The sequence below is a fragment of the Geothrix limicola genome (assembly GCF_030268085.1).
GTDB classification, from domain to species: Bacteria; Acidobacteriota; Holophagae; order Holophagales; family Holophagaceae; genus Geothrix; species Geothrix limicola.
Genome location: NZ_BSDE01000003.1, coordinates 524,303 through 545,756, shown reverse-complemented (window position 1 = coordinate 545,756; position 21,454 = coordinate 524,303). Strand labels below are relative to the sequence as shown.

13 protein-coding genes and 1 tRNA gene are annotated in these 21,454 nt (G+C 66.8%); 5 read left to right on the top strand and 9 right to left on the bottom strand.

What is annotated here, in order from left to right:
• Positions 1–93 precede the first annotated feature (93 nt).
• Both QSJ34_RS10290 and QSJ34_RS10285 read right to left on the bottom strand, forming a co-directional pair.
• Positions 94–693 (bottom strand): hypothetical protein, encoded by a 600-nt coding sequence (locus QSJ34_RS10290; RefSeq protein ID WP_285574766.1) that lies wholly within the window; start codon positions 691–693, stop codon positions 94–96.
• Between the two features lie 102 nt (positions 694–795).
• A tRNA-Phe gene (locus QSJ34_RS10285) sits at positions 796–871 on the bottom strand.
• Positions 872–976: 105 nt separating this feature from the next.
• On the opposite strand from QSJ34_RS10285, the gene QSJ34_RS10280 reads away from it, so the two are divergent.
• The 4 genes from QSJ34_RS10280 to QSJ34_RS10265 all read left to right on the top strand — a co-directional run bounded on the left by QSJ34_RS10280 (position 977) and on the right by QSJ34_RS10265 (position 9,683).
• Positions 977–1,657, top strand: coding sequence for a hypothetical protein (locus QSJ34_RS10280; protein ID WP_285574765.1), 681 nt, complete (start codon positions 977–979; stop codon positions 1,655–1,657).
• A 25-nt stretch (positions 1,658–1,682) separates the two neighbouring features.
• Positions 1,683–2,993 (top strand): thymidine phosphorylase, encoded by a 1,311-nt coding sequence (locus QSJ34_RS10275; RefSeq protein WP_285574763.1) that lies wholly within the window; start codon positions 1,683–1,685, stop codon positions 2,991–2,993.
• A 202-nt stretch (positions 2,994–3,195) separates the two neighbouring features.
• Complete coding sequence (locus QSJ34_RS10270; RefSeq protein ID WP_285574761.1) at positions 3,196–6,318, top strand: TonB-dependent receptor; 3,123 nt, start codon at positions 3,196–3,198, stop codon at positions 6,316–6,318.
• A gap of 518 nt (positions 6,319–6,836) precedes the next feature.
• A complete protein-coding gene (locus QSJ34_RS10265) occupies positions 6,837–9,683 on the top strand; it encodes a TonB-dependent receptor (RefSeq protein WP_285574759.1) in 2,847 nt (948 codons plus the stop codon).
• Between the two features lie 71 nt (positions 9,684–9,754).
• On the opposite strand, the gene QSJ34_RS10260 is transcribed toward QSJ34_RS10265, so the two are convergent.
• The 5 genes from QSJ34_RS10260 to leuS all read right to left on the bottom strand — a co-directional run bounded on the left by QSJ34_RS10260 (position 9,755) and on the right by leuS (position 15,537).
• Positions 9,755–10,312, bottom strand: coding sequence for a cob(I)yrinic acid a,c-diamide adenosyltransferase (locus tag QSJ34_RS10260; protein ID WP_285574757.1), 558 nt, complete (start codon positions 10,310–10,312; stop codon positions 9,755–9,757).
• Between the two features lie 162 nt (positions 10,313–10,474).
• Positions 10,475–11,116 carry an orotate phosphoribosyltransferase gene (gene pyrE, locus QSJ34_RS10255; RefSeq protein ID WP_285574752.1) on the bottom strand — a complete coding sequence of 214 codons (642 nt, stop codon included), beginning with the start codon at positions 11,114–11,116 and terminating at the stop codon, positions 10,475–10,477.
• 48 nt (positions 11,117–11,164) lie between these two features.
• Positions 11,165–12,112, bottom strand: coding sequence for a PLP-dependent cysteine synthase family protein (locus QSJ34_RS10250; protein ID WP_285574750.1), 948 nt, complete (start codon positions 12,110–12,112; stop codon positions 11,165–11,167).
• Positions 12,113–12,133: 21 nt separating this feature from the next.
• Complete coding sequence (locus QSJ34_RS10245; RefSeq protein ID WP_285574745.1) at positions 12,134–13,072, bottom strand: formimidoylglutamase; 939 nt, start codon at positions 13,070–13,072, stop codon at positions 12,134–12,136.
• A gap of 17 nt (positions 13,073–13,089) precedes the next feature.
• Positions 13,090–15,537 (bottom strand): leucine--tRNA ligase, encoded by a 2,448-nt coding sequence (gene leuS, locus QSJ34_RS10240; RefSeq protein ID WP_285574739.1) that lies wholly within the window; start codon positions 15,535–15,537, stop codon positions 13,090–13,092.
• Between the two features lie 162 nt (positions 15,538–15,699).
• On the opposite strand from leuS, the gene QSJ34_RS10235 reads away from it, so the two are divergent.
• The gene (locus tag QSJ34_RS10235; protein WP_285574735.1) at positions 15,700–18,201 is read left to right on the top strand and encodes a diguanylate cyclase; all 2,502 of its coding nucleotides are present in this window, start codon (positions 15,700–15,702) and stop codon (positions 18,199–18,201) included.
• Between the two features lie 14 nt (positions 18,202–18,215).
• Here QSJ34_RS10235 and QSJ34_RS10230 read toward each other — a convergent pair whose 3' ends face one another.
• Both QSJ34_RS10230 and QSJ34_RS10225 read right to left on the bottom strand, forming a co-directional pair.
• The gene (locus QSJ34_RS10230; protein ID WP_285574731.1) at positions 18,216–19,187 is read right to left on the bottom strand and encodes a TonB-dependent receptor; all 972 of its coding nucleotides are present in this window, start codon (positions 19,185–19,187) and stop codon (positions 18,216–18,218) included.
• 58 nt (positions 19,188–19,245) lie between these two features.
• The gene (locus tag QSJ34_RS10225) at positions 19,246–21,384 is read right to left on the bottom strand and encodes a serine/threonine-protein kinase (protein WP_285574726.1); all 2,139 of its coding nucleotides are present in this window, start codon (positions 21,382–21,384) and stop codon (positions 19,246–19,248) included.
• Positions 21,385–21,454 lie beyond the last annotated feature (70 nt).

Genomic DNA, 21,454 nt, shown 5'->3' with positions numbered 1-21,454 from the left:
TCAGCTTAGCGCCCCAGCCCCCCGCCCTGACGGCAAGCGGGCCGGCCTGTGATCAGGATCCCAATCCCGGCGGCCCCAGTTCGTTCGTTGGCTTCAGTTCTGGAAGGTGATCTCGCCCGCCTTCAGACTCACCTGGAGGCTGTAGCGGCCCGGGCCCTCGCGATGGAAGCTGCGGAACAGGCCCTCCTTCCCTTCTCCGAAGGGTCCCGGCTTGATCTCGCCGGCCCAGACCGAGGCTGAGACGGGGCCGTAGGCGCGGGCATCGCCCACCTGCACGCGCACTTCGCCCGCATGCAGCCGCAAGTCCTTGTTGCCTTCCACGCCCTGGATCTTCACTTCGCCGGCGCTCATCCGCAGGGTGAGATCGATGCTCCGCGGCACCTGGATTTCGAATTCGAAATTGTTGTGCGGGGTGTGGCTCACGCGCAGTTCCGCAGGATTGCCCGCGGGATCGAAGCGCACGCGCAGCCGCGAAAGGTCGATGTCCTTGGTGCCCACGAAGCGCGTCCGCACATGGCCATCCTCGCTGGGCAGGATGCTCACGCCCGCGGCTTCCAGATCGAGGTACAACGTGTTCCCCACGGGCTGACCCAGGTCCGTCCAGGTCCGGTTCATCCCGTGGATGTCCACCCGAGCCTGCGCCGCCAGCGGCGCGCCCACCAGGCTGGCCAGAAGAACCAGGGACTTCCACATGGGAACCTCCATCGACGTGTTGTCAATCTCTACGCAGGCCTGCGGCCGACGTTTATCCGAGTGACATCCAATGGCAAAGGCCCCCGTGCGGGGGCCTTTGCTTGGTGCCTGGAGACGGAATCGAACCGCCGACACATGGATTTTCAATCCATTGCTCTACCAACTGAGCTACCCAGGCAGGAATGACCAGGATAGCAGGCGGAGCCGCATTTTCAAGTGCAGGAGGAGAGGGGATTGGTGCATCCTCAATGATTCGATTGTCGTTTCCCCGAAGAGGTTCTGCATGGCCCGCCCGACCAAAGCCCGCGAAATCCAAGTCCAGAAGCCCGCCCAAAGCCTTGCCCATTTCCAGACCAAGCTGGGCCAGGGTCAGGAAGAAGACGCCGGGCTTCTGAAGCCCATCCTGATCGGCGTCGTTTCGCTGCTGGCGCTGGGCCTCCTGTACGGCGGCTGGTCCGCCTGGCAGACCTCGGTCGCTGAAAAGCACGAAGCCGCCCTTGCGGCGCTTCAGATGGAGGTGGAAGGCGATGGCGTGACCCCGCTGCCCGCACCGGAAATCGAGAAGCGGATGCGCGAGCGCCTCGGCCGTCTCGAAGGTCTCGTCGCCGCGGCGCCGTCATCCCGGAAGGCCGCCACCCTCGGCCTGCTGAACACCTGGCGCCTCACCCTCGACGGGAAGGGCCCAAGCCCCGCCAAGGCCGAGGATGCCTGGGGCCAGATTCGGCTGGCCCAGCGGGCCCTGGCCCTGGGCCAGATCCAGGAGGCCCGCGTCCAGCTCGATCCCCTGCGCGCCAAGGCCACGCCCGGTGAAGCCTGGGCCGAGGCCTTCTGGGCCAGCCAGATGGACGCCGACCGGCTGGCCGGCGACCGTACCCAGGCCCTGAAGGACCTGGCGGACTACAAGGCCCGCTTCAAGGGCCGGGGCGACGCTTCCGCGATGGAAAACCTCATCCGGAGCATCTAGGCCCCTCAGTGCGAGGAGGCATCCCATGCGGATGTACGACCTGATCTACACCAAGAAACTGGGCGGGGCCCTGTCCCCGGAACAGATCGCCTTCTGGGTGAAGGGAGCCGCCGACGGCAGCATCCCCGACGAGCAGAGCGCCTCCCTCCTCATGGCCATCTGCTGGCGCGGCATGAGCACCGAGGAGACCCTCGCCCTCACCCTGGCCATGCGGGATTCGGGTAAGCGGCTCGACCTCTCGTCCGTGCCCGGCCTCAAGGTCGACAAGCACAGCACCGGTGGCGTGGGCGACAAGACCACCCTCATCCTCGGCCCCATCGTCGCGGCCTGTGGCGTGCCCTGCCCCATGTTCAGCGGACGCGGCCTGGGGCATACCGGCGGCACCGTGGACAAGTTCGCGGCCATTCCGGGCCTGAAGGTCGAACTCAGCGAGGCCGAATTCGTACGAAGCCTCGCCGAGACCCGCTTCGCCAATTCCGCGCAGACGGCCGACATCGCCCCGGCGGACAAGAAGCTCTACGCCCTTCGCGACGTCACCGCCACGGTGGAAAGCATCCCCCTCATCACCGCCAGCATCATGTCCAAGAAGCTGGCGGGCGGAGCCGATGCGCTCGTGCTCGACGTGAAATGTGGGCCCACGGCCTTCATGAAGACCCTGGAAGATGCCCGGGCCCTGGCCCAGAGCATGGTGGACGTGGGCACCGCCCACGGCATGCAGATCCGCGCCCTCATCACCCGCATGGACGCGCCCCTCGGCTGGGCCATCGGCAATGCCCTCGAGGTGATGGAGTCCGTCGAGATCCTCCGCGGCGAACACGGCGATTCCGAGTTGGCCCAGATGAGTTTCCGCCTTGCCGCCGAAATGCTGATCATGGGCGGTGCGGCGAAGACCCTGACCGAGGCCCAGGCCAAGGTCCAGGCCTGCATCCAGGACGGGTCCGCCCTGGAAACGCTGCGGCGCTTCGTCACGCTCAACGGCGGCGATGCCCGGGCCCTCGACGATTTCACCCGATTGCCCCAGGCCGGCCAGGTGGTGGAGATCCGGGCCGAGCAGGCCGGCACCCTCGCCGCCATCGACGGAAGGGCCCTGGGCATCCTGGCCATGGACCTCGGCGCGGGCCGGCGGGACCGGAACGACATCCTGGATCTCGGCGTCGGCATCCGGGTGCACGCCACCGTTGGCTCGAAAATTGAAAAAAACGATCTTTTATTTACGGTCTATGCCAAGCGCGAAACCCTGGTAGCATCAAGCCCATACCTTAAGACCATTGAAGTCATCAATGTACCAGCCCCCGAGGTCCCTTGGCTCCTAGACGCCATTGGTTGCAGACCTTAGAAGGGCATTTAAAAAAATCATCGAAAAGTCGGGAACCTGTCTTACTGTAGACGCACGCCCCCTCCCCGGTTCTTTGGTCAGCTTGGTCCCTATTCACTGCGTCGCTCCAACCGAGCGGCGAGAGGCCATTTTCCTAAAGGCCCACGAACGGACGCTCGTTCTCCCCCCCAGCGGCTTTGCCGCGTTCTCCACAGGAGTGCTTATGAATCGAATCTTCACCCGGCTCGGCTTTACCGCCGCCGCCCTCGTCGCTGGGAGCGGCATCGTCGCTCACGCGCAGGACTCCACGACCGGAGCCATCTCCGGCGTGGTCACCGGCCCGAACGGTGCGGTTGTCGCTGGTGCCAAGGTCATTCTCGACGGTGGTCGCGGCCAGGTGGTTCGCGTCACCGATGCCAACGGCACCTTCAAGGCTTCTGCGCTAATCCCCGGTGTATACCAGATCACCGTGACGGCTTCCGGTTTCGAGACCGCCACCAAGCTCACCGCCCAGGCCTCCATCAACATCCTCACGCCCGTCCGCGTGACGATGACGAAGGCTGCCGGCGCGGTCGTCGAAGTGCTCGCCACCTCCCAGGCCGTCGACACCACGACCCAGACCTCGGGCGCGACCTTCACCTCCGAGACCGTCTCCAGCCTGCCCCTCGGCCGTTCCTTCTCCTCCGTTGTGAACATGGCCCCCGGCGTCGCCTCCTCTGGCGTGGATAACAACAACCCCTCCGTCAGCGGCTCCTCGGGCCTCGAGAATGCCTACGTCATCGACGGCGTGAACACCACCGGCACCGGCTACGGCGCCGCCGGCGCCTACTCCATCACCTGGGGTTCGCGTGGCACCGGCATTAACACGGACTTCATCTCCGAAGTCCAGATCAAGAGCTTCGGTCTTGACGCCGAGTTCGGCGGCACCACCGGCGGCATGGTGAACGCCGTCACCAAGTCCGGTGACAACACCTTCCGCGGCCAGGTCTTTGCCTACCTCGACATCGACTCCCTCCAGGCCCGGAATAAGGTCCCCGCGAATCTGGATCCGACCCTGCCCATTCCGAACCGCTTCGACAACTCGGACCGCCAGGAATTCGGCTTCACCGTGTCCGGTCCCATCATCAAGGACAAGCTGTTCTACTTCGTGGGCTACAACCCCATCCGCAACTCCCAGAAGTACACCCAGGTGGACAGCCGCCGGCTCAACTACGGCACGCAATTCACCCGCAAGCAGCAGACTGACACCTACTACGGCAAGTTGAACTGGGTGCTCACCGCCACCCAGAACCTGGAATTCAGCATCTTCGGCGATCCCGGCAAGGATCCCTACCAGGCCCTCAACTCCGCCATGTCCTACCTCTCCAATGACAAGTGGTCTTCCCTGGAATACGGTTCCAGCAACTGGAACCTGAAGTACAACGGCGTCTTCTTCAACGACCTGCTGGTTGAGGCCCACGTCGCCCAGACCAAGAACAAGTTCCACCAGGGTCTGGATCCGGCCGTGAACAATGCCTTCCGCGTGACGGATGTCAACACCGGCGCCCCCATCAACGGTCACGGCGGCCCCGGCTTCTACGAGAACAAGGACGAGAAGAACCGTCAGTACGACATCAAGATCACCAAGACCTTCGGCGACCTCGAACTGAAGGCCGGCTACACCTCCGAGAAGCTGCACTATGAGAGCGGCACGTACTACCAGGGCCCCCACGGCCAGGTGGATACCCATGCCGCGGCCGGCGGACAGGCCTACAGCACCGGCGCCCTCATCAACCAGCGCTACTACATGATCGATCCCAACGCCTACACGACGGATGCCAGCGGCAACAAGTTCACCACGGCTGCCAACATCGCCCCCTACTACCGCGTGACCCGCGCCCGCTTCACTCCTCCTGCCATCGCGGTGGATACCCCCTGGGATGCCTACTTCATCCAGGCCAAGTACTCCCTGAACAACCGCCTCTTCATCAAGGCCGGCTTCCGCTGGGAAGAAGAGGACATGCAGGGCCGCAACGAGACCTACAAGTTCAAGGCCGCCGATTCCATGGCGCCCCGCATCTCCATCACCTGGGATCCGGATGGCAACGGCAAGAACAAGATCTACGCCTTCTATGGCAAGTACTTCGAGAAGGTGCCCCTGGATCTGGCCGTGCGCTCCCTCAGCCACGAAGTGGGCACCAGCCGTTCCGACTGGTATAACCTCGATGCCGCCGGAACCACCCTCTCCAACCCGATCCAGAGTGGCGTTTCGATCACGGATGCGAACCCCACCACCCTCAAGGTCGGCTCCGCCACCACCACCCACTACACGGGCAGTTCAGGCTTCCTGACCCCCGTCATGGAGGGCACCAAGCTCCCCTACACCAACGAGTACGTGTTGGGCTGGGATTCCCAGCTGAGCGAGAAGGTTCGCGTAAGCAACCGCCTCGTCCATCGCACCATCGGCCGCGTCCTCGAGGACATGGGCATCGACGGCGGCAACTACCTGCCCTACTTCATCGCCAACCCCGGCGAAAACTCCTGGAGGATCGCCCAGGCGGCCCTCGCTCTGGAAGCCGCTCCTGCTCCGGACGGCTATGGCGTGGCCAGCCCCAACCTGATGGGCAGCGGCCAGACCGCCACCTGGCCCAAGCCCGTGCGCGACTACTGGGCGTGGGAATTCGAAGCCAACTATAACAGCGCCCACTGGGCCGGCTTCTTCAACCTGCGCCTCTCCCGCCTCGAAGGCAACTACGAGGGCCTGTTCCGCAACGACAACGGCCAGAGCGATCCGAACATCACCTCGCTCTACGACTTCTCCCTCGAATACATGAAGAACTACGAGACCGCCTCGGCGACCGCTCGTTTCCCGAGCTACACGAACGATGGCGACCCCGGTGCCCTCATCAGCCACCCCCGCGGCTTGACGGGTGAGGAAGCCTTCGCTTCCGGCCCCCTGCCCAATGACCGCGCCGTCATCATGAATGCCGGCATGTCCTACAACTGGGACAACGGCTTCGCCACTGGCTTCGTCGTCAAGATCCAGACCGGCTCGCCCCTCAACAAGTTCTACGGCCTGATCGACTACGACAACGCCGGCGAACTGGCGGCCGGTGGCCGCGGCGCCATGGGCCGTACTCCCTCCACCATGAACTTCGACTGGACCGGTTCCTACACCTGGAAGATCAAGGGCACCCAGTCCCTGAACTTCAAGATGGACGTGTTCAACCTCTTCAACGCAAGCAAGGTCACGGCCTACGATCAGAATTACGAGCGTTCCGTGGACACCATCAACGTGAACTTCATGAACATCAGTGGCTACCAGACGGCCCGCCGGGTCCGCCTGGGCGTGAAGTACCAGTTCTAGGTTTCACGCTTTACCCCAAAAAGGGAGGCCGTTTGGCCTCCCTTTTTTTGTACGTCCGTTGCGATCCGAATCAGCTTCCCATGTCATCGATCTCAGCGAGACAGCGGTTCGACGGGCACCGCTGAGGGGCGTCGGATTGAAGCGGGGAACAAGTCAGCCTCAAAGCCGACCGAGGGATGCAGGCAAACGGTTCACCCCTGGATAGGAACCGTTTGCCCCACAACGGTGGTCCACGACACCCACTTGGCCAAAGTGGGTCCATGCACCATTGCCAAGCGATTGAATTTCATTCTCTGCCCACCCGAGGCCCGCGCTGTGATTCGTCCAGCGCTGGCCCTAGGTGGGCTGCTTGCGCCTGGCCCCGCTAAAGCCACCCGATCTCCCCGATCTTTGCCCCACCCCAGCCCCGGCGCCGCCCACACCAACCCTTCGATTCAGGGGGTTGGGAAGGCTGCGGACTGAAGGCTTCCCTTCCCCCTCGGGACACCCCCGATGTCCCGGGCCCACTGGAGGATGCCATGCATCTCTCGAACCCCCGTCTCGGCCGTCTCACGGCCTTCCTCATCCTGGGCGGCGCCGTGCTTCATGCACAGGGCACCCAGACCGGCAACATCGCCGGCACCGTCAAGGAGACCGGTACGAACAAGCCCATCGCCGGCGCCCGCGTGGTGCTGACCACCCAGCAGGGCGATCGCGTCACCACCACCAATGCACAGGGTGCCTTCCGGTTCGCGCTCCTCATCCCCGGCCCAGTCACCGTCAAGGTCAATGCCGAGGGTTTCCTCGGCGCCTCGCTCAATTCCCGCGTCCTCGTCGGCGACACCAACATCACGGATTTCCCCCTCAAGCCTGTCAGCGAGGCCCAAACCACCGTCGTGGTGCTCGCCTCCGCCAACATCGTCGACAAGACCGACGCCAAGGCCGGACAGAACTTCACGCTGGAAAACATCAGTGATCTGCCCGTGAACAACCGCACAGTCGCCAACATCGCCAGCCTGGCCCCGGGCGTGAGCACGGACGCCAACGGCCTCACCATCCGGGGCGGCCAGAGCACCCAGGTGCTCTACCTCGTGGATGGCGCCGATGTCGCCGACCCCGTCACGGGCGGATTCTCCGCCCAGCTGAACGAGGACATGCTTTCCGACGTGCAGGTGCTGAGCGGCGGCGTGTCCGCGGAGTACGGCCGCTTCACGGGCGGCGTCGTAAACACGGTGACCAAGTCCGGCACCAACGATTTCACGGGCATCCTCCGCCTCACGGCGACGGACCCCGCCTGGAACGCCTACAATCCGCTGAACCGCGGCCTCGCTGGCACCACCACCTACAAGGACACCCACAGCATCCAGCAGAACTTCGTGGTGTCGGGTCCGATCATCCGGGACACCCTGTTCTTCATCGTGGGGTACCGCGCCCAGGCCCCCTTCGCGCGCCTGACCGCCAACCAGACCACGGCCGACCCGGTCTATGGCGGCGGGCAGCCTTACTACCTGTCTCAAACGGACGACCGCAAGGACATCAAGATCGATTGGCAGATCACGGCCGATCATCGCGTCTTCTGGCAGTACAACAAGACGCAGATCGATCAGAAGGGCCGCGACTACGGGTTCTTCCTGGGGGGTGGCAGCACGTCGCTGGCCACCCTCAGCAACCAACCCAACACCTTCTCCTACTACACCCTGGGCTACCAGGGGCAGCTCACATCGAGCATGCTCCTCTCGGCCCACTACGGTTACAAGAAGGAGACCCTCGGCGGCCCCGGCGGCGGCGGTCAGGGGGGCCCTGTCCCCATGATGGTGGACAACCAGACCGGCAACATCTTCGATAACGGCTTCTTCGGCGAGGATGGCGATGCCCGGCCCATCCAGAACGGATCCCTCAGCCTCCTGACCTTCCTCAACGGGGCGGGCGAACACGAACTCAAGGTGGGCCTCGACTGGTACGAGTCGTCCCATTCGGCGGCCAATTCCCAGAGCCCCACCAACACCTTCATCTTCTTCAACGGGTTCACCGTCGATCCCAACAGCGGTGGCAGCACGGCCATCTCCAACCGCGTGTTCGACGTGAACAGTCCCGGCACGACCTCCCTGCAGGTCTGGGTGCCCGTCCTCGGCGCCAAGGCCAAGAACACCATCCAGGCCGCCTACGCGAACGACAAGTGGAAGCTGAACGCCAACTGGAGCTTCAACGTTGGCGTGCGCGCCGACAACTTCAAGTCCACGAACGACCTGGGCACCAACAACTTCAACCTGACCACGATCACGCCGCGCCTGGCGGCCATCTGGGACCTCAGGGGCGACGGGGCCTGGATCAGCCAGCTCTCCTTCGGCGAATACGCCGGCCAGGTGCTTCAGGGCGCCACGGACGGCGCCTCCGTCGTGGGCAACCCCGCCGAGTACGACTATGTCTACCTGGGGGGCGATCCGCTCCAGCGCTCGAGCTTCTCCACGACGCCCTTCAAGGTCTACGATCCCGCCCTCTACCGGCATTCCAACATCATCGATTCGAACCTGAAGATGCCGACCATGCAGGAGGTCTCCTACAGCCTCAAGCACGCCGATGGACAGAACGGCTTCTGGAGCCTGGCCTACAGCCGGCGCCGCTGGAAGAACTTCGTCGATGACTTCGTCGACCTCCAGACCAATCCGGTGGACGCGAACGATCTGACCCAGACCACCGTCAAGAACGATCCCAGCCTCTGGCGCACGTACCAGAGCCTCGAACTGCAGTTCCAATCCCAGGTCACAGAGGCCTTCAGCTGGGGCGGCAACGTCACCTTCAGCGAGCTGAAAGGCAACTACGAGGGCGGCCAGGTCGGCACCCAGGAGCAGCTCCACAATTATGGCCCTTTGGCCGGTGAGCCCGGGGCCCTTCCCGGCGCCCTGACCCGCGCCCAGATGTCGCCGGAGGGGTACCTCCTTGCGGACGTGCCCGTGCGAGCCCGCATCACATCCAACTACCTGGTGCACCTCGGGCCCGGCAAGCTGAACTTCGGCGCCATCCTCGCCTACACCTCGGGTGGGGTTTACAACAAGACCGCCTCGGCCCCGACGCCGGCCGGCCTCTCCACCTTCGGCGGGACCTACACCGAGTACTTCGCCCCGCGCGGCGCCTTCCGCTTCCCGGACACCTACCGCATGGACCTGCAGATCGCCTACGAGGTGCCCGTCTGGAGGAAGGCCACCTTCTTCACTCAGGTAAACCTGGTCAACTTCCCCAACCACCAGCTGCAGGCGAGCTGGAACACCTCGGCCTCGGTGGCCGCAGGCAACGTGTGGAGGCCCGGCGCCAACTACGGCCTGGCCCGCACGTCAAACGACTACATCACCGCCCGCGCCGTGCAGGTATCTGCGGGCATCAAGTTCTGAGGAGCCCCCGGGGGGGGGATTCAGGAGGGGGCGCCTCTTCGGAGGCGCCTTTTCATGCCCGGATCGCGAGGTTAGCTCTTCGCCACCCAGACGATGTCGGCCACCCCCGCCGTAGCGTTCTCGGCGCGGGCGAGGGCGAAGAGCCAGTCGCTGAGCCGGTTCAAGTAGGTCAGCACGGCGGGGTTCATGGGTTCTTCGTGGGTGAGGGCCACGACTTCGCGCTCGGCGCGGCGGCAGACCGTGCGGGCCAGGTGTGCGTGCGCGGAGGCGGGCGTGCCCCCCGGCAGCACGAAGGCCGTCATGGGCGGCGCCAGGGCCGTGAGGCGGTCGATGTCGGCCTCCATGTCCGCCAGTTCCCAGGTGGGCCGGTTCATGTGGGCCCCCAGCAGCTCCTGGCGCGACGCGGGCGTGGCGAGGATGGCGCCCAGCACGAAGAGGTCGTGCTGCACCCGCTGGAGCGTGGCCGCGTCCGCGCAGGCGGGCGTCGCGTGCAGGCGCACGAGGCCCATGATGCTGTTCAGCTCGTCCAGCGTGCCGAAGGCCACCAGCCGCAGGTGCGACTTGCTGACCCGGTCGCCGCCGAAGAGGCCCGAGGAACCATCGTCACCGGTGCGCGTGTAGAGCTTCATGGTCGGCCTCCCGAAAAAGATTCACCACGGAGTCACGGAGAACACGGAGGAACACAGAGAGAAGCGCGCTTCGAATCGCTGAGAACCATGCCGAGGATCCTACCTGTCTCTGCTTTTCTCCGTGTTTGAAACGCTGGGATCTCCGTGTGTCCGCGGTGAACTTTAAGCGCCGCCGTGGGCCTGGCTCCAGGCCACGGTATCCGAGCGCCAGGCCTTCAGGGCCGACGATCCGGCACCATCCAGGATGCCGCGGGCCTCGGCTTCGGCCGACAGCGCCTCGAAGGAGCTCAGCACGGCCAGGTCGATGCCGGCGGAGCCGAAGGCCGCTTCGGCCTGGGGCAGGCCGTAGCTGAAGAGCGCCAGCACCGCGGGCACCTCGGCGCCTTCGGCGCGGAGCGCGTCGGCACACTTCAGGCTCGACATGCCCGTCGAGATCAGATCCTCGATGAGCACGGCGCGGTGTCCCTTGGCCAGGGGACCCTCCACCTGGCGTCCCATGCCGTGGTTCTTGGGCGTGGGGCGCACATAGGCCATGGGCAGCTTCAGGCGGTCCGCCACCATGGCGGCCCAAGGCACGCCTGCCGTGGCGGCGCCGGTGACGAGCGTGGGTTTCAGCGCCGCCGCGCTGGCCGCCAGCGCCTCGACGATCTGGTCGCGCACCTCGGGAAAGCCCAGGAGCTGCCGGTTGTCGCAGTAGATCGGGGACTTCAGCCCACTGGCCCAGGTGAAGGGATCCAGGGGCTGCAGGCGCACGGCGCCCACCTGCAGCAGGCAACCGGCGAGATCACGGGGAGACAAGGGCATCACGTACTCCTGCGAACGAGCGCATCAAAGAAATTTCAAGTCGGCCGATCACAGGTCCAGGTCGGCGACGGGCTGCTTGGACATGTAGCGCTCGGCGCCGTCGGGGAACAGGGTCACGACGCGGGAACCCGCGGGCATCGACTTGGCCAGCTCCCGGGCGGCCCAGGCGTTGGCGCCGCTGGAGGCGCCCACCAGGCAGCCTTCGGTGGCGATGAGTTCACGGGCCGTCGCCAGGCTGTCCGCGTCCGAGACATCCATGATGCGGTCGGCGAGGGAGAGGTCGAGGCTGTCCGGGATGAAGCTGTTGCCCACGCCTTCCACCACCCACTCCTTCAGCGGCGCACCGCCGTAGATGGATCCCACGGGCTGCACCACCACGGCGTGGATGGCGGGATTCTTCGCCTTGAGGAAACGGGCGATGCCCGTGAAGGTGCCGCCGCTGCCCGCGCCCAGCACCACCGCATCCACGCGGCCCTCCATCTGCTCCCAGATCTCGGGGCCCGTGGTGGCGAAGTGGCTGTCGGGGTTGCTGGGGTTGGCGAACTGCTGGGGTACGAAGGCGTGGGGGATGCTGGCGGCCAGCTCGGCGCATTTCTCGATGGCGCCCTTCATGCCGAGTTCCTTGGGGATCAGCACCAGCTCAGCGCCCAGGGCCTTCATGAGCATCATCTTTTCGCGGCTGTACTTGGTGGGGACACAAAGGATGCAGCGGTAGCCCAGAGCCTTCGCGGCGATGGCGAGGCCCACGCCCGTGTTGCCCGCCGTGGGTTCGATGATGGTGCTGAGGCCGGGCTTGATCTGGCCCAGGGCCTCGGCCGCCTGGATCATGCCCACGCCGATGCGGTCCTTCACGCTGCCGCCGGGGTTGAGGTACTCCAGCTTGGAGAACACCTGCAGACCGGGCGCGAACCGCGTGAGGCGCAACAGGGGCGTGTTCCCCACCAGATCCAGGACGGAATCGACGACCGAGGGCAGGGCTTTCGAGGCAGTGGGCATGGGAACTCCAGGTTCCCGATTCTACTGCCTCCGAAGGGATGCCTCCAGGAAGGCCGCGGCGAGGAAAGCCGCCAGCTTGGACGTGCGTCCGTCCGGATCGAGGGGCGGGGCCAGTTCCATGAGGTCGAGGCAGGCCACCCCGGGGCTCGCCCCGAAGGCCTGGGCCAGGGCCAGCCCCGCATCCGCCGACAGGCCCCAGGGGTTCACCGCCGAAACCCCCGGCGCGTGGGTGGCCGTGAAGGCATCCAGATCGAAGGTGGCGAGGACCCGCCTTCCCTGCGCCTGGAAGGCCTCCAGGGCCTCGCGCACACGCGCCAGGGAGTCATCCTGCCCGGGCGCCAGGAAGTGCAGGCAGGCCCCCTTGGCCTCGGCGTACTGGCGGTGGGCCGTGGCGTTCACCCAGGGGATCAGGCCCACCTCCACGAGCCGCTCGCCGGGCAGGCCGTGCTCCAGCATGCGGAAGAAGGGGTTGCCGCTGGAGGGTGCGTGGGTGGGCCGCAGGTCCAGGTGGGCATCCACGACGATCACGGCCGGCGGCTCCCCCAACGCGTCGCAGAGGCCGAGGTAGTTCCCGTAGCTGCAGTCGTGGCCGCCGCCGATGACGATGGGTCGCGCACCGCGCTTCACACAGGTGGCCACCACGGCGCGGGCTGCGTCGAGGTAGTCCTCGTAGGCCACGCCCGCGGGCACGTCGCCCGCGTCCCAGAGCCGGCGTGGGCCGAGGCAGGCCGCATCCAGGCGGAAGAAGGCCTTCCGGAATCCCGCCGGCCCCTCTGCCGCGCCGGCTCGCCCGCCGTTGGCGACGACGCCCTGGTCGTTGCAGAGGCCCAGCAGCACGACATCGCCGGGCCCGAGATATTCGGCCTCGGCAAGATCCCGCACGCGCCCGCCCAGGCGATCCGGATCCGTGCCCCGCAGGCGCGGATCCGAAACGGTCAGGGCGGGATGCAGCCTCTTCATCCTTGACGGTTCCGCGCTCAGCCCTTCACCACGATGCTCACCAGCTTGCCGCCGGGGGGCAGCACCACCTTGACGATCTCCTTGCCGTCCAGGTGGGACTGGGCCTCGGGGCAGGCCAGGGCGGCGGCGCGACGCTGATCCTCGCTGGCGCCGGCGGGCACGGTGATGCGACCGCGCACCTTGCCGTTCACCTGCACCACCACGAGCACCTCGTCGGCCTCCAGGTACTGGGCGTCGGCCTCGGGCCAGGCGGCCTGCATGCAGAGACCCGCCTTGCCGAGCTGGCTCCAGAGCTGCTCGGCGAGATGCGGCGCCACGGGCGACATCATGCGCACGAAGGCGTCCAGCGCGTGCTGCAGCACGGCGCCGCGGTGGGGCGCGCCGGCGGGCAGGTCGGAGAGCGCGTTGGACAGCTCCATGAGACCGGAGACGACGGTGTTGAACTGGTAGCGGCGCTCCAGATCGTCCGTGAGGCGCTGGATGGTCCGGTTGAGCTTGATGAGGAGCGCCTTTTCCTCAGGCGCAAGCTGATCCTTGGCGGGCAGCGGCTCGGCGGTGTTTCCGTGATCCTCGACCATGCGCGTGATGCGTTTGAGGAAGCGGCTGGCGCCTTCGATGCCCTCGAAGCCCGTCCAGTCGATCTCCTTCTCGATGGGCGCGGCGAAGATCATGAAGAGCCGCAGCGCATCCGCCCCGTACTTCGAGATCACCTCGTCGGGGTCCACGATGTTGCCCTTGGACTTGCTCATCTTCGAGCCGTCCTTCAGCACCATGCCCTGGCAGATGAGCTTCTGGAAGGGCTCGGGGCCACTGGCCAGGCCCAGGTCGCGCAGCACCTTGTAGAAGAAGCGGGCGTAGATGAGGTGCATGGTGGCGTGCTCGATGCCGCCCACGTAGAGGTCCACGGGCATCCAGGCATCGCTCTCGGCCTTGGCGAAGGGCAACTCGGTGTTCTTGGGATCCAGGTAGCGCAGCCAGTACCAGCTGCTGTCCACGAAGGTGTCCATGGTGTCCGTCTCGCGGCGCGCGGGCTTGCCGCAGGCCGGGCAGGCGCAGTCGAGGAAGGAGCGCGACGTGGTGAGGGGCGAGGGTCCGACGCCCGTGAAGGCCACGTCCTCGGGCAGGCGCACGGGCAGGTTCTCGGCCTTTTCGGGCACGACGCCGCAGCTCTCGCAGTGCACGGTCGGGATGGGCGTGCCCCAGTAGCGCTGGCGGCTCAGGCCCCAGTCCTTCAGCTTGTAGGTGGTCGTCTTCTCGGCGCGGGCGCCGAGCTTGGCGATCATGGCCGTGACGGCATCCTCGCTCTTCAGGCCCGTGAATTCGCCGCTGTTGATCAGCGTCCCGAGATCCCACTCGCTGTCGGAAACGATCACCTGGGGAATGGGCAGGCCGTACTTCTTGGCGAACTCGTTGTCGCGCTCGTCGTGCGCGGGCACGCCCATGACGGCGCCCGTGCCGTAGTCCATGAGCACGTAGTTGGCGGCGAACACGGGCACCTTCTCGCCCGTGAAAGGGTGGATCACCGAGAGCGCCGTGCGGTGTCCCAGCTTCACGTCGCTGGTCATGCGCTCTTCGCGGCTCACGGCGGCCACCTGGTCGCAGAAGGCCTTCAGCGCCGCGTCGCTTTCGGCGGCCTTTTCGATGACGGGATGCTCGGTGCTGAGCGCCATGAAGGTCACACCGAAGAGCGTGTCGAGGCGCGTGGTGAAGACCTCCACTTGGCGGATGCCCGCTGGGATCTGACCGCCGATCTCAAGGTCGAACGCGAGGCGCGCGCCTTCGGACTTCCCGATCCAGTTGCGCTGCATGGTCTTCACGTTCTCGGGCCAGTCCAGGCCGTCGAGGCAGGCCAGCAGCTCATCGGCATACTTGGTCGTCTTGAAGAAATACTGCTCCAGGGGCTTCTGCACGACGGGAAATCCCGTGCGCTCGTCCTTGCCGTCCACCACCTGCTCGTTGGCGAGCACGGTGCCCAGCTCCTCGCACCAGTTCACGGTGCGGTTGGCGCGGAAGACATCGCCCTGCTCCCACATCTGGAGGAAGAGCCACTGGTTCCACCGGTAGTAGTCGTCCTGGAAGCTGGCGATCTCGCGGTCCCAGTCGTAGCTGATGCCCATCTTCTGGATCTGGCCCTTCATCTCCTCGATGTTCTTGCGGGTCCAGATGGCGGGGTGGATGCCATGCTTGATGGCGGCGTTTTCCGCCGGCAGGCCGAAGCTGTCCCAGCCGAGGGGGTGCATCACTTCGTAGCCCTTCATGCGCCGGAAGCGGGCGGTCACGTCGCCCAGGGTGTAGTTGCGCACGTGGCCCATGTGGATGCGGCCGCTGGGATAGGGCAGCATGACGAGCATGTAGAAGGTCTTGGAACCCGGCAGCAGTTCCCCGGACCGCTTGGCGCGGAAAGCGCCGGACTCGAGCCAGCGGCGCTGGATCTCGGGTTCCTGGGTCAGGGGCTGGAACGGCATGGCGATACTCCGGTAGAACCCTTGATTCTACAAGGAAACCCGCCCATCTCCAGCCCGCGGGCCCCTGGACCGGGCTCGGATCGGCCCCGGGAACCGGCCGAAATTCGCAGAAAGGCCCGCCGCGGCCGATCCAAAGGCAACTCCACCCACGCGAGCCTCCCCGTGCAGCCTCGGCCCCCGACGATCCCCTGCCCCCTCTCACCGGAGACGCACCCGGTCCCGCTGCGCCGGCTCCGGACCTGCCTGTGCGTCTTCAGCCTGGCGGCAGGCCTGGCCGCGGCACCGCCCGACAAGGTCACCCTGCAGCTGAACTGGCGGCACCAGTTCCAGTTCGCGGGCTACTACGCGGCCGAGGCCCAGGGCTATTTCCGTGAGGCGGGGCTGGAAGTGGAGATCCGGGATGCGGATCCGAACCTGGACGCCATCCGCGAAGTGGTCGAGGGGCATGCCCAATATGGCGTCGGCAACAGCAGCCTGCTGTTGGCCCGGCAAGCGGGCCAGCCCGTGGTCACCCTGGCGGCCATCTTCCAGCACTCGCCCTTCCTGCTCATCGCCCGGGCGGATTCGGGCATCACGTCCATCCACGACCTGGTGGGGCACCGCGTGATGCTGGAGCCCCATTCCGAAGAACTCCTGGCCTACCTCGCCGAGGAGGGCGTGCCGCTCCAGTCGCTTCAGGTGCAGAACCGTCCCTTCGACCCCCTGGATCTGGACCGCGGCCGCGTCGATGCCAGCAGCGCCTTCAGCACGGACGATCCCTACCGCCTCGACCAGGCCGGCATCCCCTATCTCACCTTCACGCCCCGCATGGGCGGCATCGACTTCTACGGCGACAACCTGTTCACGACGGATGGTGAGATTCGGAACCACCCGGCCCGGGTCCGGGCCTTCCGGGAGGCCTGCCTGCGGGGCTGGAAATACGCCATGCAGCATCCCGAGGCCACCGCCGACCTCATCCGGGCCAAGTACGGCCGGCACCTCGACCGGAACCACCTCCTCTTCGAAGCCCATCAGATGGTCCCCCTCCTCCAGCCCCAGCTGGTCGAGATGGGCTACATGTACCCGGGCCGCTGGCAGCACATCGCCGAGATCTACCAGAAGCTCGGCCTGCTGCCGGCCGGCTTCTCCATGGAGGGATTCCTCTACGATCCCGGCGCCGAAGAACGCCGTGCCCACGAGCGCACACGGACGGTGCTGGCCCTCGTCCTGCCGATCAGCGGGCTGTTCGCCGTCGCCGCCCTGCTCGTGCTGCACGCGAACCGGCGCCAGAAGCGGACCCTGGCCGCCCAGGCCGAGCTGGCCGCCGCCATCCAGGACAGCGAGCGCAAATTCCGCTTCATCGCCGAGCATTCCGCCGACGTCATCTGGATGATGGATGTGGCCACCCAGCGCTTCACCTACGTCAGCCCCTCGGTCCTCCAGCTGCGGGGCTTCACGCCTGAAGAAGTGATGGCCCAGCCCGCCGCCGCCTCCCTGACGCCCGAATCAGCGGCCCGTGTGCAGGCCGCCATGATCGAAACCCTCGCCCAGTGGGATCCCAGTCAGCAGGGCCTGCCCCAGGTGACCGAGGTGGATCAGCCCCACAAGGACGGCCACCTGGTGCCCACCGAGGTGGTGACCACCTTCCACGGCGATGCGGAGGGCCGGCCCCTGGCGGTGCTCGGCGTCACCCGCGACATCACGGCCCGGAGGCGCATCGAGGCGCAACGCCAGCGGGCATGGCACTCCCTGGAGCAGCTCGCGAGCACGGATCTTTTGACCGGCGCCTGGAACCGCCGTCATTTCGAAGAGGCGGTGGAAGCCGAGATGCACCGCGCCCGCCGGCATGGTCACGCCCTGTCCCTGCTGCTGCTCGACATCGACCACTTCAAGCGCGTCAACGACACCTACGGCCATCCAGAGGGGGATCGCGTGCTCCGCCAGGTCGCGGACTGCATCCGGGCGGCCATCCGCCAGTCGGATTCCCTGACGCGCTGGGGCGGCGAGGAATTCATCGTGCTCATGCCCGAAACCGATCCGGCCAGCGCCATGGTGTTGGCCGAACGCATCCGCGAAGGCATCGCCGGGCACCACTTCGAGGGGATCGGGACCGTCACGGCCAGCCTGGGCGTGGCCGAGTACCTGCCCTTCGCGCCGCTGGAGACCTGGCTGGAACGGGCCGACCAGGCCATGTACCAGGCCAAGCGCAAGGGACGCAACCGTGTCGAAGCCGACCCGGCCCGCAGCCGCAGCGCGCCCGTCTCCACGCCTTCAGGGGGCGTCTTCCTGAAGCTGGTCTGGTCCGACACCTACCACTCCGGCCAGGCCCGCATCGACGCGGAGCACGAACACCTGTTTCGCACCGCCAACGGCCTGCTGGACCTCATCCTCGCGGGCGCTCCTGCGGCCGAGGTGCAGGCCTTCGCCCGGAGCCTGCTTTCCGAGGTGGCCCAGCATTTCCAGGATGAGGAAGCGATCCTCAAGGAGACCGCCTTCTCCGGGCTGCCGGCTCACGCGGAAAAGCACGCCAACCTACTGGCCAAGGGCCTTGAGCTGGAACAGGCCTATCGGTCCGGCGCCCTTCCCGTCGACAGCCTCTTCCAGTTCGTGGCGCATGACGTGATCGCCCAGCACATGCTCAAGGCCGACAAGGAGTTCTTCCCGCTCTTCGGATCGCGGGGCTAGCCGGGGCTAAGGCTTTAGAAGGTCCAGTGCAGGCCGAGGGACAAGCTCCACCGCGGCTCGATCTGCAGGCCCGTCACGCGCTGAGCCAGGGGCACCTGGGCGAAAGCGTAGACCTGGAAGGCCCGGTTCACATCCACCGTCAGGCCGGGACTCAGGTAAAGGAGGGTGGCCCCGCTGTTCTCAACATCGGCGTTGGGGCCCGATTCCCGGCCCTCGGCCCGCAGGTTCAACTGCAGATGCGGCGTGAGGCCCCGCCATCCCGTGTAGCGCAGGCCCGCGTTCGCGTTCACGCCGTCCCCGGGCTTGAACCCGTCCTTTTCGGCCAGCGGCTTCTGGAAGAGCACCTGGGCGAAGCAGCCCCAATCCTGGGCGAGGTCGCCGAACGCATAGGCGCCCAGCAGCAGGTCCGTGGTGCCCGAACCGAGCTGCAGCCCGCGATCCAGGGGTTGGCCCGCCTGGGGACCGCCGCTGAAGGCCTGCGTCGTACCACCCGTCGCCAGCTTCAAGCCGGCCTGCAGACCGAAGGCGTGATCCTCGGAAAAGCCCTGGTAGCGACCCAGGAGGCGCACATCCCCCAGCCCGCGACCATCTGAATAGGAGGGATCCACGTCGCCCTCGGCGACGGTCCCGTGGCTTCGGTGGTAGGTGGGTAGCGCCACGGACAGGCCCCAGTCCGCGCTGGGGCTGTAGTCCAGCGTCAGCGTCAGGTTGCGGTTGAGGGTTTCCCGCTGGATCTCCTGCTCGCTGGGCAGGGCGAAGGCGCTCCCATCCACGGTGCGCGTGCCCGTGCGGAGCTGATCCTGGTTGAAATAGTCGAAGCGGAGGTCGGCACGGAATCCCGGTCTCAGCGCGTAGCCCTGGCTGGCCCAATCCGAATTCAGGGTGCACCCGCAGGCGCCGCAGGCCCGCGCGACCGGGGCCGCGAGTAAGCAGAGGAGAAGGGCGGAGCCGAGCCGGTACTGCATGCGGGTGTTCCTTCGACGCAAAGCTCCATTTTGCCTGAAGGCAGGAGGGCGCGCCCGGGCTGGTTTTGGGGCGAGCCGCTCAGGCCAGGGAGGTGGCGCCGCCGGCGGCCACCAGCTTCAGGATCTCGACCACTTCCGCCGCGGACTGGGGACGGTCGCCGCGCTGTTTCGCCATGAGGCGTCCCACGAGGGCGCTGAGCTCGAAGGGAAGCTCCGGCATGGCCTCTCCGAGCGAGGGCACGGGCGCCTCCAGGTGCAGCCTCAACAGGTCGTTGATGCGCGGGCTGTCGTAGGGCGCCAGGCCCGAGCAGAGTTCGAAGAGCATGATCCCCAGGGCGTAGAGGTCCGTGCGCGCGTCCACCGCATCGCCCAGGATCTGCTCGGGCGACATGTAGCGGGGCGACCCGATGAGATCGCCGGCCTCCTTGCCCATCGTGGCGGCGACGGGCGCGGCCAGGCCGAAATCCATGATCTTGGCGTCGCCCCGCACGTCGAACAGCACGTTCGCCGGCTTGATGTCCCGGTGCACCACGCCCACGGCGTGGGCGGCCTCCAGCCCCTCGGCCACCTGCCGCGCGATGCGCAGCACCAGCTGCAGGGGCAGGCGGCCCCGCCCATCCAGCAGGCTGCGCAGCGTGATGCCCTTCAGATACTCCATCGTCACGAAGGGGACGCCTTCGAACTCGCCGAAATCGTGGGTGCGAAGCACGTAGCGGTGCGTGATCTTGCGCGCGAGGCGGATCTCCTGCTTGAGCATGTCGAGGAAGGCCGGGTTCGAGGCCAGGCCTGCGCGTACCACCTTGAGCGCCACGTCCTCATCCAGCTGCAGGTCGCGCACCTTGAGCACCACGCCCATGCCGCCGCGGCCCAGCACGCTCTCGACGCGGTATCGCGAGGCGAAGATCTCGCCCGCCTCGAAGGAGAGAGGGAGGGCCTCTGCGCCTTCCACCAGCGCATGGTTGCGGGTCAGCCGCCGCGTATCGGCGAGGGCGGGCCCCTGGTCCGCCGGGGCGGCCCCGGGCGCGCCGAGCCCCTTCCGGGTCGTTTCCAGGAGGGCCAGCAGATCCTCCTTGGCCCGCAGTTCCGCCAGCATGGATTTGAAGGTGCGCGTGAGCACACCCACCTCGTTCTCCGTGGGCACGAGGGCCAGCGTGTCGGGATGCTCGCCCTGGGCCAGGGTGCCGGCGGCCTCGGCCAGCGCCTTGAGCGGGGCCGTGACCTTGCGGGCCGAGCGCAGGCTCAGGCCCAGGGCCCCCAGCAGGCCCAGCGCCCCCACCACCAGGATGGCCCGCTGCAGGTTGCGGAAGGGCGCCAGCAGCGGATCCACGGGCATCAGCAGCACCTCGGCCATCTCCAGATCGAGGGCGTTCACGCCGCGCAGCGGCGAGATCATCCCCAGGTAGTTCCGCCCGTCCACCCGGAAGGGCAGCACGCTGGAACGCTGGCCGTCCAGCACCTGGGAGCGCACCGCCAGGCAGGCGGGATCGCGGGCCAGGAGCCTATCCAGGCCTTCGGCGCCGGGAAAGGTGGCACCCAGGGTCTTGAACTGGCTGAGCAGCGCCAGGTGGGCGGAAGGGTCGCCCTTCTGGGGCCCCGCGATGGCCAGGCGTCGCAGATCCTCGGCGGCGCGGTCATCCACCGGCACGCCCACCAGCATGGCGCCCAGAGGCCTTCCGCCCGGCGAACTCAGGGGCCGCGCGACGGCGTGGTAGAGGCCCGGATGATCGCCCCAGTCCACGCGGAGGAAGCCCCGGTAGAAGGGCCCCGCCTGGCCCACGGTCTTGGCTTCTTCAGGCGCCAGGGCCATCTGCAGGATCCCGCTGTCGGGCAGGCTCTGGCGCCCGCCCTTGGCGGTGCTCGCCAGCACCGAACCATCGGGCCGCACCACGAGGGCGATGGTCGCGCTCAGGCGCGGGAGGTTTTCCACGAGGGTATCGATGAGGCTGCTGGGCGCGCCGGATTCGAGGGAACGCTCGATGAGGGCCACGTTGCCCGAGTACTGCGTGAAGACCTCGAGCCCCGCATCCATGGAACGGCCCTGCTGTTCGAAGGCCCGGTCCACCACGTAGCCGCCCGCCGAGAGGCTGGCGCTTGCCGTGCTGCGCGCGCCCCGCTCCGCCTCGCTGTAGGCCACCCACAGGATGATCGACAGCAGGCCCAGGATGGCCGCCGCCTGCCGGATGAAGAAGGTCCAGGCCAGCGTCTGGTACCACCTCATGGTCGGCTGCATGGAATACCCCGGGGACGCGATCGCTATACTGGCCTCGAATCTACCCTGGATGTCCAAC